This is a genomic window from Halomonas bluephagenesis (assembly GCF_054790765.1).
Window position 1 is genome coordinate 3,255,749 of record NZ_CP133631.1, and the last position, 15,618, is coordinate 3,271,366.

The following is a 15,618-nucleotide window of genomic DNA, read 5'->3' on the forward strand; positions in this document are numbered from 1 at the left end:
TGGCCAATGCCTCATAAATGCCCCATTCAATGCGCTACCACGCTGTTTTAACTAGCCTTTGGTCAGGCTGGCGCGAAGCCATACAGGTGCCCGACATCCACTAAGGTGGCCACTAAATCACCCCGGCCATAGGCACGCGATACAACAACCCACTACAACCAAACGGCGCATTCTGGCCATGCCTGGTGCGCTGCTGGCGTTATGGTGAATTTGTCACGCTATGATGAAGGCAATTAGTCTGCTGGCGCACTTCACTACCTGGGGGATGGGGCGAAGCCCCATGAAGCGAAGCGGTAACAGACCGGGCACCAAAGCCGCGGCGGTTTGTTGGCCAACCGTCACACGCTAAGCCCAAAGCACCACAGCCCCTTTATTGCCAAACAGGGGGGGTATTAATTGGTGCTAGCTGGGAGAAGGGGAGTTGAATTGCTTAGCAACGGGCTGGCGAGTGAGTTTTATAAGCGCTGTGTGTATGTGAAATAGGCGTTTAACGTTGCATCTGAGCGCAGCCAAGCACTATTATTTATGTTGGGTAGGATGTTGGTGCAATTTGAAATTGTCATTCAAGTTTTTGTTTTTAATATATGGGGCGCGGACTCCCCCTCCGCCACAGAATATAGAAAAAGCCCGCTGAGCAATCAGCGGGCTTTTTCGTGCCTGCCATTTAAGTTATCCACATGCAGTTTGCGCTACGTTAGTCCTGTTTTTGCCCATGCAAGGTGACAAGCGTAGGGTGCTTCGCTACTGTCATCTTAAGAATGGTGAGCAGTTTGGGCGGCTTTTTATCCGGAGTAGATATATGCGCTGAGATTATATATTTACGTGGCCTTTAGCTTTATATGTTGAGCCCTATCGTGCTGAAAAAAAATATGAATCAATAGGTCTTTTAATAAGGCCAATCACGGCGATAGGTAATAGCTTTTTCGTTTTGGCTTCATCTTTACTAAAAAGCTGTGCGTTTTGACAGTTTTAAACACTCAAAAAGGGAAGTCTCATGGATGCCGAACAGAAGGATACAACACAGTTTTTCTTAGATAGTTGGCTTGCAGAAGCAGTTCATCGGTGTAGCTCTTTTTTGCATAGCGCTAATAAGCCATTTTCATTTGATGATGATTTTCATCGGCGACGAATGTTTGAAGAACACTACGCTCTCACGGCTACTGTCATGGGGGTTCGCTTTGCAAAGCAGCTAGTCCATCACACTCCAAAAGAATTAAAGGAGAGCCTGGAATCATTTATTATCGCAACCCAAGATGCGGTTGATGTTCGTGACATGCGTGAACACTCAGATGAATATTTTTTAGGCAGGGGGCGTAAGAAAGAAGAGTTCTTCAAGGGTAGTGGGCAAGGCGTCCAATGTGATATGTCCTCGTCAATTCAGAACGAAAATGGCTACATGCTTTGCAATCTGATAGCCATGGAGACGGTTCGAGATGAGTGTCAAGCTCTGCTCCAGTACATCCGCGACAATGCTTAACAAATCATTCCAGTTTGCTCCGGTCCTGACGGGTCTCCTCTGGACAGCTTTTTCTCCGCTTCGCCACTTAAAAGACTATCGCTAAGTAATGGCGTTATACCACAGTTATCTAACGCACGTTCGTGTCAGTTACATGCTTTAGCAATCCACCCACAGCAGCCCCTCAATCACCTCGCACTCGGCGATGAGGTGGCCACGGTGAGGCTGGTGTCAGTTTCCTTTAAAAGGGAAATATGCCGCTGAAACCTATCCCTGCGACGGCGACGATCACAACAACGATAACGACAATGGTAGTGGTAGATGGCATTTTTCTCTTCCTTTGAGAAATGAGTGTCATTGAAGCGTAGCCGTCATTGGCGTGTTTCGCACATCCCGCGTTTTATGAAGGGCTCTCTTTGCTGAGTGCTTTCCCCAAACTGGCAAAATACGCGCTGAACAGCGCGTTGATGCGTTCCCGCTGTTCGCCTTGTGGGTACAGGCCGCGTTCTGCTTCGGGAGAGGTTTTGGTACCTTTCACCAGGAAGTGGTTTTTGATGCTGGCGTCTTGCACGAAGGCTTCAAAGGCTCGGGCGCATAGCTCTTCTGGCTTGCTGTAATAGAGCTGGCCGTGTGCTTTGTCCATGGCGGCGGAGTGGTTGAAAAGCGCGCTGGGCTGCTGGCCGTCGGGGTGAAGCAGAATGGCGTGGAAGCAGGCGAGAAGGCGCTGGTTGAGCGGGTGGTTAATCGGGGCCGCATCCGTTAGCCATGCCGCTGAGGCGAAGGTGCTAGCGGGCACGTTGTTAAAACACTTCTGGGCAATGTAGTGATCGAAGGCGTGAAACCATTCGTGGGCAATGCTGCCCGGTCCTGCGTTCTTGGCGAGCGAAAAGCTGCGCTGGCTGGGGTCGTAGTGGGCAGAAACGCCGGGCCTGCCGCCGCTGCCGTACTGCAGGGCTAACGAGCCACGCAGCGAAATCAGCGCTTCATTGCCGTGCAGGATCAGCATTAAATCGCACAGCGCATCGTGGAAAAGCTCTGCGGCGCGGTCGCGCTCGGCGGTGGTCACCCAACGACCTATTTCAATTGAGCGAAAATCGAACTGGCGACGAATCAGCGCAAAGCTGCTGGCACGTTCTGGGCGGTGCATTGGCCCTTGGCGATAAAACTCTCGCGCTTCAATGCTCACGGCGTGCTCTCTAAAATAAAAAGAAATTCACCGCGTTATCTTATCGAAGGTAACGAGTCAGCGCCAAAGGCTGTTCGGCAAGACTGGCTAAGGTGTCTACCCTTATACCTAGGCAGCGAATGATTGGCTGCACTGTGTTCCACATCAGGGAGGGAGTATGGCAACGGCACATGTTTATCGCATGAAAACGGATGCGCACCAGTGCCCCTTTGGCTTGAAAACTGTTTCATTGCTGCGGCGTAAGGGCTACGAGGTGCACGATCACCCATTAACGACCCGTGACGAAACCGATGCCTTTAAAGCAAAAGAGCAGGTTGATACTACGCCGCAAACGTACATTGATGATGAACGCATCGGTGGCTATGAAGAGGTACGCGAATATTTAGGCTTAAGCGTACCGAGTGCTCAAGAAACCTCATATCGGCCAGTGGTCGCTATTTTTGCCACGGCGCTGTTGATTGGTTTAGCGATTAGTTGGCTGGCCCATGGCACGTTATTCGCCGCGCGGCTTCCCGAATACGCAGTTGCCACTGCCATGGTGTTACTCGGGCTGCAGAAGCTTCAAGACGTGGAAAGCTTTAGTACCATGTTTCTTAACTACGATCTGCTGGCCAAGCGCTATGTGCCCTACGGGTATATTTACCCTTATGCGGAAACCCTTGCAGGGATCTTGATGCTGGCGGGTGCATTGATCTGGCTGGCAGCACCGCTGGCGCTGTTCATTGGTACGGTGGGGGCTGTGTCAGTCATTAAAGCGGTTTATGTCGATAAGCGAGAGCTAAAATGCGCCTGCGTTGGTGGTAATAGTAATGTGCCACTGGGCTTTATTTCGTTGACAGAGAACCTTGTTATGGTCGCCATGGGGCTATGGATGCCGCTGAAGAGTTTGCTGTAACGCAAATGAGTAGAAGAGGTTGTGCGCCTTGCAACCAAGAAAACACGCCCCAAAGTAAGGTAGTGAACGCATTAAGCTATCGCACTCTTTACGATTAGGAGTATTGAGATGAGCAAGCGTATTTTGGTTGTGCTGACATCACATGATCAGCTAGGGGATACCGGTGAAAAAACCGGCTTTTGGCTAGAAGAGCTAGCAGCGCCATACTATGTATTTAAAGACGCGGGTGCTGAAGTCACGCTTGCCTCACCAAAAGGTGGCCAGCCGCCGCTTGACCCGAAAAGCGACGCGGAAGATAGCCAAACCGATGAAACGCGGCGCTTTAAGCAAGATGATGAAGCGAACGCAGCGCTTGCGGCAACGCATCTCCTTAGTGATATGTACGCAGGTGACTTCGATGCAGTGTTCTATCCAGGTGGCCATGGCCCGCTGTGGGATTTAGTCAACGATCAAGACTCCGTCAAACTGATTGAAAACTTTATTGCCCAGGGCAAGCCAGTGGCGTCGGTGTGTCATGCGCCTATTGTATTGATTAATGCAAAAAGCAGCATTGGTGAACCGCTGGTAAAAGGTCGTGAAGTGACAGGCTTTACCAACGGCGAAGAAGATGCCGTGGGGCTGACGACTATTGTGCCGCATTTGGTGGAAAATGCGTTGCAGCAGTGTGGCGGCATTTACAGCAAGGCAGACGACTTTACGGTTTACGTGCGTGAAGATGGCCAGCTGATTACCGGCCAAAACCCGCCTTCCTCCGCGGCCACCGCTGAAGCGCTTATGGCGAGGCTGGCGCGTTAGGTAGCACATTATTTAGTTCAAGAAACCATCACGGCGGGCATATTGCCCGCCGTTTTTATGTGCATATATGAATGTACGTGAATGAATATGTGTTGCCTGGGAGGTGTGCGTTCAGGGGCTGTGTCTAGTGGAGTTGGGTAAAGCGCTCACGCAGGCGGGTGAGCGCCTGCTCATCCCAGTCAGGTGGTTCGGAAAGTGCTACCCAGGCATCAATATAGTGTTCAGCCGCAATTTCATGCCCAAACCCTGGTGGAGCGCTGCCGGTGGCCAAGTCGGCCAGTAGCTGCAGCATGGTCACCACGGGGTACCAGCGCAATTGCGGAGACACATCGGGGGCGCGTGGCTCACGCATCCACTCGGGTTCGCGCCAGAATGCGTCGGGTTCAAAAAACACAATGGGGTCGCTGGCGTACTGCAGGTAGGCAATACGGAAATCTCCCCATTCGCCTGTGGCTTCATCAAGCCCTTGGCTTTGGTTCATAAAGCGCACTACGTCGCCATTACGAAACGTCGGCAGCCAAGCGGGGCTGCCTGGGTCGCGGTTGGCGGTGACGCTACGCCAGGTGTCGCTGCGAAAGGGCGGGCCGCTCCACAGTGCGCCATGGAAGGGGTCATTGATGATGTCGTAAAAATCGAATGAGAGGTCTGAATTCAGCGCGCCCAGGCTCAGCCCGAATAGATACAGTTTTGGGCGTTCATCTTGGGGCATTGAAGACCAGTAATCGTAAATCGTGGTGAACAGTGCGCGGGCATTTTCAACGCCGTACTCTGCTTCAGATATAAGTGATAGATGGCTAGGAAGGTAAGAATATTGCGCTGCTACTGTCGCAATGTCGCCTCGGTGAAGATATTCCACGGGGTCTTGGGAGCTGGGATCTATCCAGCCGCGCCCGGTGGGGGTGGCTAGCACCAGCATAGAGCGTTCAAAACCACCTACGCGAATCAGTTCTTCAAGGGCAAGTTGGGCTCGGCCAGTAGGTGTGTCGGCGGCATTGAGGCCTACATAGACACGGATCGGGTCTAGGGATTGTTCGCCGACAAACTCACCAATTTCAGCACCGTTTGGGCCATTGGTCACAAAACGCCTACCTCGGCTACCCAGCGCTTCCCAGCTAATCAACGAGTCGGCGCTGCCTGGTATCATGGGGTCGTCAGGTGGGTCGAGGTCATCCTGGATTAACTCATCTACTTCTTGATAGGAGCGGTCAGCCACTTTCAATGCGTAGGTAAAGACCACGCCCTCAATGACCATCCAAAATAGTGCGACGGAAGCGATTGTGCCTAGCACATAGGCGGTGCGGCGGGGGAGTATGTGGGCTAATTTAAGAGAAAGCAGCTTGAAAGTGCGTTTGAACAGCAGGCCAAGTATGCGTAGAAACACAAAGACACCCAGTGCTATGAGTGCTATAGAGAACGGGCGAGTGCCTTTAGCGGGGGGCATGTCCATTAACTGGCGAATGCTGTCCTGCCACTCGGCAGCACGCCAAAGAAAAATAATCGAGATGCTTAAACAGACCAGTGCCGCTAGCCATTTCAGGTGGCGTTCCAATGTAGGGTTGGGTTCTGGCAAGTGCAGGTAGCGCCAAAGCGTGTGGCCTAGCACGCCCATTGCGTACCCCGCTGCAAAGCTCAGCCCGGAAACGATGCCTTGGGCCACCAGCGGTCGAGGAACAAGGCTGGGGGTTAATGAAAAGGCAAAAAATAGCGTTGCTAGCACTAGCCCCGCTCCTGAAAGGCGGTTAAGGCTTAAGACCTTCCCTAGTCGCTTGGCGCTATTTCCCATTGTTTGCTCTTGAGTTATGAAATGATGCACTAAAAACTAATATTATAAGGGCAGTGTCAACTGCCAGTGTCAAAAACGACCGATCCTAAAAACGATAACTTAACGATACTCCGGTGAGGGCTTGCCAATCGCTGCCTAGCTCATCAACGATTGGGCTGTCGGCCGCGCTGCCAGTAAGGGGGGTTGCGCCGACGAAGCCAGTGGCTGTCCATTCGGGTGTCAGGAAGTAACTGAGGCTGGCATTGACCCCCATTCGCCAGTAACCGCCGTCTGGGGTATAGGCTGCTACACCGCTGCGCGCGCTATCTTGAACCGACACACCAAATAGCGATTCGGTCCACTTCTCATTTGAATACGTAACGCTGGGCGTTAGCGTGAAGAGAGTGCGTTCGCTAACGGGCATACGCAGGGCGGCGTTGGCTGAAAATTTTGCGCCTTCAACGTCGCCGCTCACCGGCGTACTGCCTGCAACACTATAACGCCAGAACCCTTGCTGATAGCTAACCCGCAGACCTAGCGTTGCCCCGCCATCGACTTTTTCAAACTGGCTGATATCGCCCTTATTGTCTCGCCCAAAGGTGTAGCCAATGAATGGAGAGGCGGTCCAGTTACCGCTACGGACAGCGTGCCACTCAATACCGTTGCGTACGTTGATCGAGAGCTGATCGCCGTAAGCCAAGTTTAAGACAGGCCACGCTCGCGTGTCGTAGTCGTCACTGCCCAGATAGTCAGGTGAGTAGGTCACGCCTGCGCCTATGCTGCCTTCCCAGCTGTCTCCCCACGCTGGAGCGGTTAGCGCGATGCTAAAAGCAGCCGCTAACCAGGGGGTAAAACGCTTACAAGTAGAAGAGCTTGGGGTCGCGCGAGAAACGAGAGTCGTCACTGGGGTATCCTTTTAATTATTCAAACGTGCGTGATTGTATGTTTTTGGTGAAAGCAACTGCAAGCAAACTAAACACCTGTGTTACCCATGAATTGAAACTATTTTCTGTTTCATAGCTTAGGTTAGATAACTCAACGGCTATAGGGCGCACTGTGTGCACATAGCGCAGGGAAAGCGCTACAGGGAAGTGCAGGCAGGGAATGCTTGTGGTGCACAAGGACACATGGACAGGATGTTCGTGAAGGAAGATCAAGGAGGACCTGATAAAACCCCGGCCAGTGCGATGGCCGGGGTTTTTTTATGGGCAAACGGCACTGCTGACTAACAAGCGTGATGATAAAACAGTGCGCTTAGTTTGCTCATTGGCGTGGATACCGCCGTTTGGCAATTCAAGCAACGCAGCGTAGCGCTGTCTTTTCCGGTGCCTTCAAGGCGAAATCGTTTTAGGTACGACGTTGTCGAGGATTCTGCATTGCCGCAATGACGGCAAATAATATCCACGCCGTATACAGTCGGGCTGATCATGATATTTCTCACGCTGACCTCCTAACGTAAGGGGGGGTAATGGGTTCAGTCGTGGTAACGTCCGTGTAGAAAGGCATTCGTGACAATGCTTAAAAAGTATAAACAGCAAACGGCTAGTTCGCCATTTATATAAGCAGCTATCTATTTATAAGCTGGTAGTAAAAAATTTAAAAAAACTCATGTTTTGATATCCCAGGTTAATGTTTTTGACATATATAAGGTTCATGGTGGGTAGTAGCACAAGGAAAAGTGCCAAGGAGCAAGATCAAGCAGGAAGGCTTGTAATACCAGGGATGCACGAATAGGACGTTCGTGAAGAAGGATTAGGGAGGAAATACTACTACCCCGGCCAGGAATGGCCGGGGTTTTTTTATGTTACTTCTTCTTCGTTTTTTTTGACTTCGAGGTTTTTTTGTCCTCGCCACTATCTGGCTTTTCACTATCTGACTTTTCGCTATCTGGCTTGTCGCTACCTTGGTGGCTAAGCGGGCTGGCCTGGTCAAGCCGCGGGTGGTTATCCAAGAATTCCCGCTTTAGATCGGGTAGGGCATCCAGCGCTTTTAGGGTGTGGGTAAGCGCATGAATCGCTGCGAGCACATCCTGGGTGTTGCCGGTTTCGGAAATGGTGTGCATGTTGCGGATCGGAAAACCAATCGAGGTGGCTGCGCTATCAATAGACGCTAGCACGCCAGCCATGCCGTCAGTGCCGGTATCCACGCCAACGATATCCCGCTGAAGGGGAATATCCTGCTCTTTGGCGGCACTGGCGATAATGCGGTTGAGTTGTTCGCTGGCAATAGAACCTACCGCCATGGTGAAGCCTTTGCCCATTTCCAACGGCTGCATACGTTTGTCGCCAATGCCGGGGGCGGCTACGTAGTCGTGGTTAACGTCTACGCCAATCAGCGCGTCTGGCTTTAGTTCGCCAGCCAATACGCGGCTGCCGAAACGTCCAATTTCTTCGTAGCTGGCAATGGCAAATAGCACGCGCACTTTTTCGGTGCCGCCGGCTTCTGCGATTAGCTTCGCTACTTCTGCTGTAACAAAGCAGCCCAAGCCATTATCCAAGTAAGCGCCGTAGAAGGTATTCGGGCTAAAACCAGGGCGAATAGGGCGGTCGAAAATAATCGAATCACCTGGGCGAACGCCTAGATTCAGCACTTGCTGCTTTTTATTTTCGCCGTGGATTTGCAGGTCCAGGTAGATCTGCTCTTTTTTGATGCCTTTACTGCCATCGCGCTGTGCTGGATCAGAAAAGTGAATAGCGCCTAGGGCTTCTACTGTGCCGCCTTGGATGCAGCGGTAGCTGCCGTGGGCGTCAGGATCTTCGCTGAACAGCTTCACTTCATGGCCGATAAGTACGGTAGGCAAGAAGGAGTCAGTGTTGATCCAGATCTTGCCGTCTTCGCCAATCGAGCGAACCTGCATGCGGATTTTGTCCGCGTGGCCGATGATCATCACTTTGAACATGTCATCGCGGCCAGGATGGGTATCCAGCACCACACCAGCATTGCCTTTAAATTGATGCAGATGCCAGCCGCTTGGCGCGAAGCTTTCAAAGTAAGGCTTCAGCACGCCGTAAGTCATGGCGCCTTCCAGACCCACAGGGCTGGGGGCGGCAAGAATGTCGCGCATTATATTGAATTGCGCGTCGGGCATTGGCTGCGTCCAGGGTTTGGCGCTGTTGCTCATGTTAAGCACTCTCTGTTGGGTGGTGTTTGTCGCTAACTAGTCTGCCAGATTCTTGATTCAGATGCGCATGGCTGGGTCGACTAGTGAGACAAGAATTTTGGGCTTTGTTTATAAAATCCTCTAGGATAGGCGCTTTTTTCTAACAAGGTGGAAGGTCATGGCGTCTTCTGGGCAACCTCGCATTCAGTGGCTGGGCCGCTGGGGCTTTATGTTGGCAGCCACCGGTTCGGCGGTGGGGCTTGGCAATATTTGGAAATTCCCCTATATCACCGGGGAGTATGGCGGCGGGGCCTTTGTGCTGGTCTATCTGGCGTGCATTTTAGCCGTCGGCGTACCGGTGATGATGACTGAGATTGCCTTTGGTCGCCGTGGTCGCGGTAGTCCAATTGATGCGATACGGCGCGTTGTCAATGAGTCTGGTCGCTCTTCTGCCTGGTCGCTGATTGGTTGGATGGCGATGCTTTGCGGCTTTATGATTCTGTCGTTTTATGTCGTGGTAGCGGGTTGGTCGTTCTCCTATTTATGGAAAATGCTCACCGGCGGCCTAGCGGGTAGTAGTGTTGATGACATGGCGGCGGTATTTGGGGCTAATAATGCGAACCCGTTTACCTTGGGAGGTTGGAGCACCTTAGTGACGCTACTCACCATGGTGATTGTGGGCAAAGGTGTTCAGGAAGGCATTGAGAAAAACGTCAGTTGGATGATGCCTGGGCTGGTGCTCATGCTCGTTCTGCTGATTATCTTCGGGGTGTTTTCTGGTGGGTTTGGCGAGGCAGTGCGTTTTTTGTTCTCGTTCAATGCGGGAAGTCTCTCTAGTGAAGGCATGCTGGCGGCGCTGGGCCACGCCTTTTTCACGCTGTCGTTGGCATCGGGGGCGATTCTTACCTACGGCAGTTATCTGCCCAAAGGTGCCTCGATTGGCCGCACCACGGTGAGCGTGGCCATTGCTGATACCGTAGTTGCACTAATGGCGGGGTTGGCGATCTTCCCAGTCATTTTTGCTAACGGCATGAATCCTGGTGAAGGGCCGGGGCTTATCTTTATGAGCTTGCCGCTGGCCTTCCAGGCGATGCCAATGGGCACACTATTTGGCATTCTGTTTTTCTTGATGCTCTCTATGGCGGCGTTGACCTCGTCTATTTCTATGGTTGAGGCCACCGTGTCGTGGTTGTGCGATAACAAAGGCATGACCCGTAAATCTGCCTCTTGGGCGACGGGCATCGTACTATGGCTGATCAGCACGCTGGCAATGCTGTCGTTTAACCTGGGCGCTGATTGGACACTGGCGGGTAAAAACTTCTTTGACTGGCTGGATTATTTAACCTCGCGCTGGATGATGCCGCTGGGTGGCTTGGGCATGGTACTGCTGGCAGGGTTTGTGCTGAAAAGCGAGACATTCCGCGACGAGCTAGGTCTCGCGCCGTTGCCTTATGCACTATGGCTGACTATGGTGCGCTACGTCAGCCCGTTGGGCATTCTAGTCATCTTTGTGGACGCGCTGGGCCTCTATCCAGTGTCGTTTGCTGTTCACTGGCCGGTGCTACTGGCGATTCTGGTGATTTTTGCGCTGGTCGGGGAGACGTTAAGCCCGCGGCTGCGCCAAGCGCTGCGCTCGCGCTAACTGCTGTTGTTCACGCTTCATCCTGGCGGCCGCAATGGCGCCAGGGTGGGTGCCTGCCTCCATGAGTTCGTCCCAACAGGTGGTGTAACGGTTAGAACGGTGCGCACAGCGCAACTGCCACGGTGCCTCTGCCTCCGTCATTCCAAAGCGAATCGTGCCTTGCCCCATGCGCTGATTGATGGCGTCAACGGTGTTCATCAAGTGTGGATGTGTTTTGGTGGATGGCTGCAGCAGCGAAAGCTGATACTGCTGCGCATCCACTAAATCCAATAGCATGACGCCGGCTTTCATAAACTGGAATCCTGGCCGATACATCTGCTCAAGTCCTTCGCGTATGGCCTCTAAAATGATACGAGTATCGTCGCTTGGCGAGGCTAGGGGAATCATTGCGCTAGGCGAAAACTGAGGCTGGTCTTTACGGTGACGGTTGGTAGTTAAAAACAGCAGTACGGCGCGAGTAAGGCTTTTCTGCTGGCGCAGTTTTTCGGCACTACGCTGGGCATGACGGCGCAGCGCCGCGTGCAGTTCCGCTTTTACGCCGGTTGCTTGACCAAAAGAGCGTGACGTCATGATGCGCTGACGTGGCTGTTCTAGCGCATTCATTTCTAAGCAGGAGGTGCCACGTAGCTCTAGTGCTGTACGTGCGAGAACCACGGAAAATCGTTTGCGCAGCTGCTTTGGGTCGCACTCCCGCAACTGCCACGCTGTGCGAATACCGCTCACCGCAAGCCGTTCTGCTATGCGTCTGCCGATGCCCCATACGTCATTCACCGGCAGCTGTTTAAGCAGCGCCGCTGTGGTCGGGCTGTTGGCAGCGAGCAGGCAGACGCCCTGGTAGTGAACCTGCTTTTTAGCGACATGGTTAGCGAGCTTGGCTAGCGTATGGGTGGGCGCAAGCCCTACACACACGGGTAACCCTAAATAGCGGCGAATACGGCGGCGCACGACTTCCCCGAGCGTTTGGCATTGAGCGTCGCTGAAGCCATCCAGGTAGATAAACATTTCATCAATGGAATAAGGCGCGACGTCTGGGCAGGCATCCCGAAGTAGCTGGGCGAGCCGTGCAGACATGTCGCCATACAGCTCGTAATTAGATGACAACAAGTGGATCTCTCCCCGCCGGCGCAGACCTTCTAGTTGAAATGAGGGGGTGCCCATGGGGATTTCCATTGCTTTCATTTCAGCCGAACGAGCAATCACGCAGCCATCGTTATTCGACATGACGCCAACGGGCTTGCTTTCAAGTGTGGGGTTAAAAACACGCTCGCATGACACATAGAAGTTGTTGGCATCGACCAGGCCAATCATGGCAAATACTCATGCACCACGGCGCGCACCACGCCCCATAGCTGGCAATTCGTCTCTTCTAGCGGCAGCGGTGGGTAGTGAGGATGTGCCGAACAAAGATGTGGCGTGCCTTTATAGAGTGCATAGCGCTTTATCAGCACTTCCTCTTCAAACATGGCGACCAGTATGTGCCCTAAACGGGGCGGTATGCTGCGATCTACCACCAACAAATCGCCCTCGAATATCCCCCAGCCTTCCATGCTGTCGCCCGCGGCGGTGAGGTAGAACGTTTGGGTAGGGTTTTTAATCAGCCGTTCGTTAAGATCGAGCGTACGTGGCTCGTAATCTTGGGCAGGCGAAGGGAAGCCGCTAAATCCAGCTCGGCCGTATAGCGTTGGAAAGGGCAGTGGTTGAGAGGTTAACGGCAAGGCTGTTGCAAGCGTGGTTGTTGCAAATGTGGCTGTTTTTAGAGAGGCGGGTTGAGACGACATCGTCGGCATCCTCATGAATAAATAGTGTGCTTATATACTGTTCTTATAAACAGTATTTATGGGCAGTATTTATTCATGAGGGAAAAATTGCAAGTGCTGTCCAGTTGTGGGGATGGCCCGTTACTGGCTCAGCGGGCAAGCCATAGGCCCACCACCAAAGCGCTTATTACGGTAATAAAGAACACAAGATTGCGAGCACGGGTATCACGACGTGGTTTCATAGCCATTTTCCTGTTGGTTATCATCGTTAAGAGCAATACGAGACAGTAGTAGCGAGCGAACGATATCCGCATAAAAGCGGCAGATGCGCTGCGCTTAGCATGGTAACGTTTACGCTGTAGAGCGTCATCTGACGAATATGGCATTGCTCGGTTATCCGGCTTTAAAGAGACCCTGTTTATGAACGAATCGACCCACGTCGGTACCGCGGCGCAGTCGCTTTCCCTTGCGAAGGGGCGGCTGGCGGCGCTTAGCTGGGGGCGTAGCACAGCGCCTACTTGGGTGGCACTACATGGCTGGCTGGACAACGCGGCAAGCTTTACCCGGCTAGCGCCGTTGTTAGTGAAAGCTCTGGATATTCGCATTGTTGCGATCGACTTTCGCGGTCACGGGCATTCGGCCCATGCGCCTGCGGGAAGCGACTACGCGCTATGGGACTATACCCATGACGTGCTGGATACCATGGAATCATTAGGAATCGAAAAGGCAACGTTACTCGCTCACTCTATGGGGGCGGCAGTGGCCTGTCTGGTGGCGTCGGCCCTGCCAGAACGAGTAGAAAAACTGATTTTATTAGACGGTTTAGGGGCGCTTAACACGCCGTTTGAAGAAACCGCCAATCAGTTGCGAAAAGGTCTTATCGCGCACCGGCGGCCGCTTTCCCGCCCACCTCGCTACCCGGATGTTGAAAGTGCGGTAGCCGCGCGGGTAGCAGGCGGTGTCACGCCGCTGGATAGCATCACTGCAACGCCTCTTGTCGAACGTAACACCCAAGCCACTGCTGATGGACATGTGCAAATGCGCACCGATAGCCGTTTGTTAAAGCCTTCACTGGTGCGCTTTGCGCCTCAACAAGTGTTGGCATTACTGGCGGAGATTCAAGCCCCGGTGCTATTGATAGAAGGGGAGCGGGGGATTCTAGGTGCGCGGGACTGGGCAGAAAAAGCGCGCCAAACGGTGCCCCAGCTAACGCGTCATGTGCTAGCGGGTGGCCATCATTTGCATCTTGAACCCCAGTCCGTTCATCGCGTGGCCGGCATAATCAGTCAGCAGGCGTAGCGGGTATCTGATAACCAGCGTTAGGACGATAACGATGAAGAAAGTACCGCATGCTACGGAAAAGCCCGTGGCAAGCAGCAGCTTAAAAGGTAATAAAGTCGCGCTGGTGTTGGGCAGCGGTGGTGCCAGAGGCTATGCCCACATCGGTGTTATTGAAGCGTTGGAGGCGCGCGGCTTCGAGATAATCTCTATTGCTGGTTGTTCCATGGGGGCGCTAATTGCTGGTATTTATGCCGCTGGAAAGCTACCCGAGTACCGGGAGTGGGTTTGTCACCTGGATTATTTTGATGTGCTCAAACTGGTCGATGTGACCTGGAGCCCAATGGGCGCCATGCGAGCGAATAAAGTCATGAGCAAACTAGAAGAGCTGGTCGGCGATAGGCTAATCGAAGACCTGCCAATTCCCGTAACGACCGTTGCGACGGATCTGATTCGCCAGCGTGAGGTATGGTTTCAAAATGGCCCGTTGCTCCAGGCGATCCGTGCTTCTATTGCAGTCCCCGGCGTGATTACGCCGGTACATGTCGGTGGCCAGGTGCTCGTTGATGGTGGTTTGCTGAACCCGCTGCCGATGATGCCAATATTGGCCGCCCACGAAGCGGATTTTGTAGTGGCGGTTAACGTGACGGCGCACAGCCCACAACCCATAACCTTAGAAGAGCTGTTACCCAGCGCAGATATCGATGACAGTCGCACCGCGTTAGAACGCGACCGTGATGCCAATATTGGCGGTTGGATGGACGATGTGCGCGCCACCACACGACGGTTGTGGGATGGGTTGGGGGGCAGCAATGGCGAAGAGGGTGACCTTGACGAGACGGTTGACCTACGCGGCAAGCGCGAGTGGGGCAAGCTCGATATGATTCTAGAGTCGTTTGATATCACCCAGGCGGCACTCGCGAAGTATAAAATCGCAGGCTATCCGCCGGATGTATTGATCGAAATTCCCAAAACTGTTTGCAGTACTTACGAGTTTCACCGGGCCAACGAATTAATTCGTCTGGGGCGGCATCTTGCAGATGAAGCGCTGGAGCGCCGAATGCCAGGCATTGCCTCGGATGCCACCGAGTAAACCACTGAGTAAACGTAGTGAAATAGTCACCTATTGCCCGCGTTTGCGCAGCAGAATATACACCGCGCCTGTTCCACCATCGATATCGGTGGCGGAACAGAACGCCAAGACGCCGGGCCACTCTCTTAACCACGCATTGGTATGGCTTTTAAGTACCGGAAAATCTGAGGTGGTGCCCCAGGCCTTGCCGTGCACTACCAGAACGCAGCGCATGCCTTGTGCGGCGGCGTCGCGTAGAAAGCTTTCAAGCTCAATTCTGGCTTCTTCTAGGGTATAGCCGTGTAAATCCAGCCCAGCCTGCCAGGCGGTTTGGCCGCGCTTTAGCTGGCTAAAGGTGCGCCAGGGCAGGTCGGGCACGCTAAACTCCAGATACTCTGAAGGGCGTACCGCCTCTACGCGGCCGTCGGATGTGCGCCCGCTGGTTTGCAGCGTGTTGCTCTCTACTGCAGCTTGTCGACGTGCCTGCTGGGCAGCCTCGTCGTTGCGCTTAAGTTTGCCGGGGTCTGCTTGATTGCTGGCAATACGGCGCACGCCTGCTGCCTGCAGCGCTTGGCGAAAGGCACTGATATCGTCGTCGTTGGGCAGGTGTCGCGTCATGGTCGGCTCAAATAGAGAAATGAAGTGTTAACAAATAAGCATAATTGAGAAGCGCAC

General features: G+C 53.2%; 14 protein-coding genes. 6 read left to right on the plus strand and 8 right to left on the minus strand.

The window, feature by feature from the left end:
- Positions 1-994 precede the first annotated feature (994 nt).
- A complete protein-coding gene (locus REH51_RS14780) occupies positions 995-1,477 on the plus strand; it encodes a hypothetical protein (RefSeq protein ID WP_498936181.1) in 483 nt (160 codons plus the stop codon).
- 379 nt (positions 1,478-1,856) lie between these two features.
- Here REH51_RS14780 and REH51_RS14785 read toward each other — a convergent pair whose 3' ends face one another.
- Positions 1,857-2,642 (minus strand): CLCA_X family protein, encoded by a 786-nt coding sequence (locus tag REH51_RS14785; protein WP_498936182.1) that lies wholly within the window; start codon positions 2,640-2,642, stop codon positions 1,857-1,859.
- A gap of 157 nt (positions 2,643-2,799) precedes the next feature.
- On the opposite strand from REH51_RS14785, the gene REH51_RS14790 reads away from it, so the two are divergent.
- Both REH51_RS14790 and REH51_RS14795 read left to right on the plus strand, forming a co-directional pair.
- A complete protein-coding gene (locus REH51_RS14790) occupies positions 2,800-3,537 on the plus strand; it encodes a MauE/DoxX family redox-associated membrane protein (protein ID WP_009722608.1) in 738 nt (245 codons plus the stop codon).
- Between the two features lie 108 nt (positions 3,538-3,645).
- Positions 3,646-4,332, plus strand: a complete 687-nt coding sequence (locus tag REH51_RS14795; protein ID WP_009722609.1) for a type 1 glutamine amidotransferase domain-containing protein — start codon at positions 3,646-3,648, stop codon at positions 4,330-4,332.
- Between the two features lie 124 nt (positions 4,333-4,456).
- Here REH51_RS14795 and REH51_RS14800 read toward each other — a convergent pair whose 3' ends face one another.
- The 4 genes from REH51_RS14800 to REH51_RS14815 form a co-directional block, all read right to left on the minus strand.
- Positions 4,457-6,115, minus strand: coding sequence for an alpha/beta hydrolase (locus tag REH51_RS14800; protein ID WP_498936184.1), 1,659 nt, complete (start codon positions 6,113-6,115; stop codon positions 4,457-4,459).
- Between the two features lie 85 nt (positions 6,116-6,200).
- Positions 6,201-6,998 carry a MipA/OmpV family protein gene (locus REH51_RS14805; RefSeq protein ID WP_498936186.1) on the minus strand — a complete coding sequence of 266 codons (798 nt, stop codon included), beginning with the start codon at positions 6,996-6,998 and terminating at the stop codon, positions 6,201-6,203.
- 321 nt (positions 6,999-7,319) lie between these two features.
- The gene (locus REH51_RS14810) at positions 7,320-7,523 is read right to left on the minus strand and encodes a hypothetical protein (protein WP_143759713.1); all 204 of its coding nucleotides are present in this window, start codon (positions 7,521-7,523) and stop codon (positions 7,320-7,322) included.
- A 375-nt stretch (positions 7,524-7,898) separates the two neighbouring features.
- Complete coding sequence (locus REH51_RS14815; RefSeq protein ID WP_009722613.1) at positions 7,899-9,215, minus strand: M20/M25/M40 family metallo-hydrolase; 1,317 nt, start codon at positions 9,213-9,215, stop codon at positions 7,899-7,901.
- A gap of 157 nt (positions 9,216-9,372) precedes the next feature.
- Between REH51_RS14815 and REH51_RS14820 the strand changes: the two genes are divergently transcribed.
- Positions 9,373-10,836 carry a sodium-dependent transporter gene (locus REH51_RS14820; protein ID WP_009722614.1) on the plus strand — a complete coding sequence of 488 codons (1,464 nt, stop codon included), beginning with the start codon at positions 9,373-9,375 and terminating at the stop codon, positions 10,834-10,836.
- Here REH51_RS14820 and REH51_RS14825 read toward each other — a convergent pair.
- Positions 10,798-12,144 carry a Y-family DNA polymerase gene (locus REH51_RS14825; protein ID WP_009722615.1) on the minus strand — a complete coding sequence of 449 codons (1,347 nt, stop codon included), beginning with the start codon at positions 12,142-12,144 and terminating at the stop codon, positions 10,798-10,800. The genes REH51_RS14820 and REH51_RS14825 overlap by 39 nt on opposite strands.
- Entirely contained in the window at positions 12,141-12,614 is a 474-nt protein-coding gene (locus REH51_RS14830; RefSeq protein WP_009722616.1) for a LexA family protein, read from the minus strand. Before REH51_RS14830 ends, REH51_RS14825 begins: the two co-directional genes overlap by 4 nt.
- A 399-nt stretch (positions 12,615-13,013) precedes the next feature.
- Here REH51_RS14830 and REH51_RS14835 point away from each other — a divergent pair, with 399 nt between their 5' ends.
- Both REH51_RS14835 and REH51_RS14840 read left to right on the plus strand, forming a co-directional pair.
- Positions 13,014-13,892, plus strand: coding sequence for an alpha/beta fold hydrolase (locus tag REH51_RS14835; protein WP_009722618.1), 879 nt, complete (start codon positions 13,014-13,016; stop codon positions 13,890-13,892).
- A gap of 34 nt (positions 13,893-13,926) precedes the next feature.
- Positions 13,927-14,964, plus strand: coding sequence for a patatin-like phospholipase family protein (locus REH51_RS14840; protein ID WP_009722619.1), 1,038 nt, complete (start codon positions 13,927-13,929; stop codon positions 14,962-14,964).
- A gap of 30 nt (positions 14,965-14,994) precedes the next feature.
- Here REH51_RS14840 and REH51_RS14845 read toward each other — a convergent pair whose 3' ends face one another.
- The gene (locus REH51_RS14845; protein ID WP_009722620.1) at positions 14,995-15,561 is read right to left on the minus strand and encodes a Smr/MutS family protein; all 567 of its coding nucleotides are present in this window, start codon (positions 15,559-15,561) and stop codon (positions 14,995-14,997) included.
- Between the last annotated feature and the right edge of the window lie 57 nt (positions 15,562-15,618).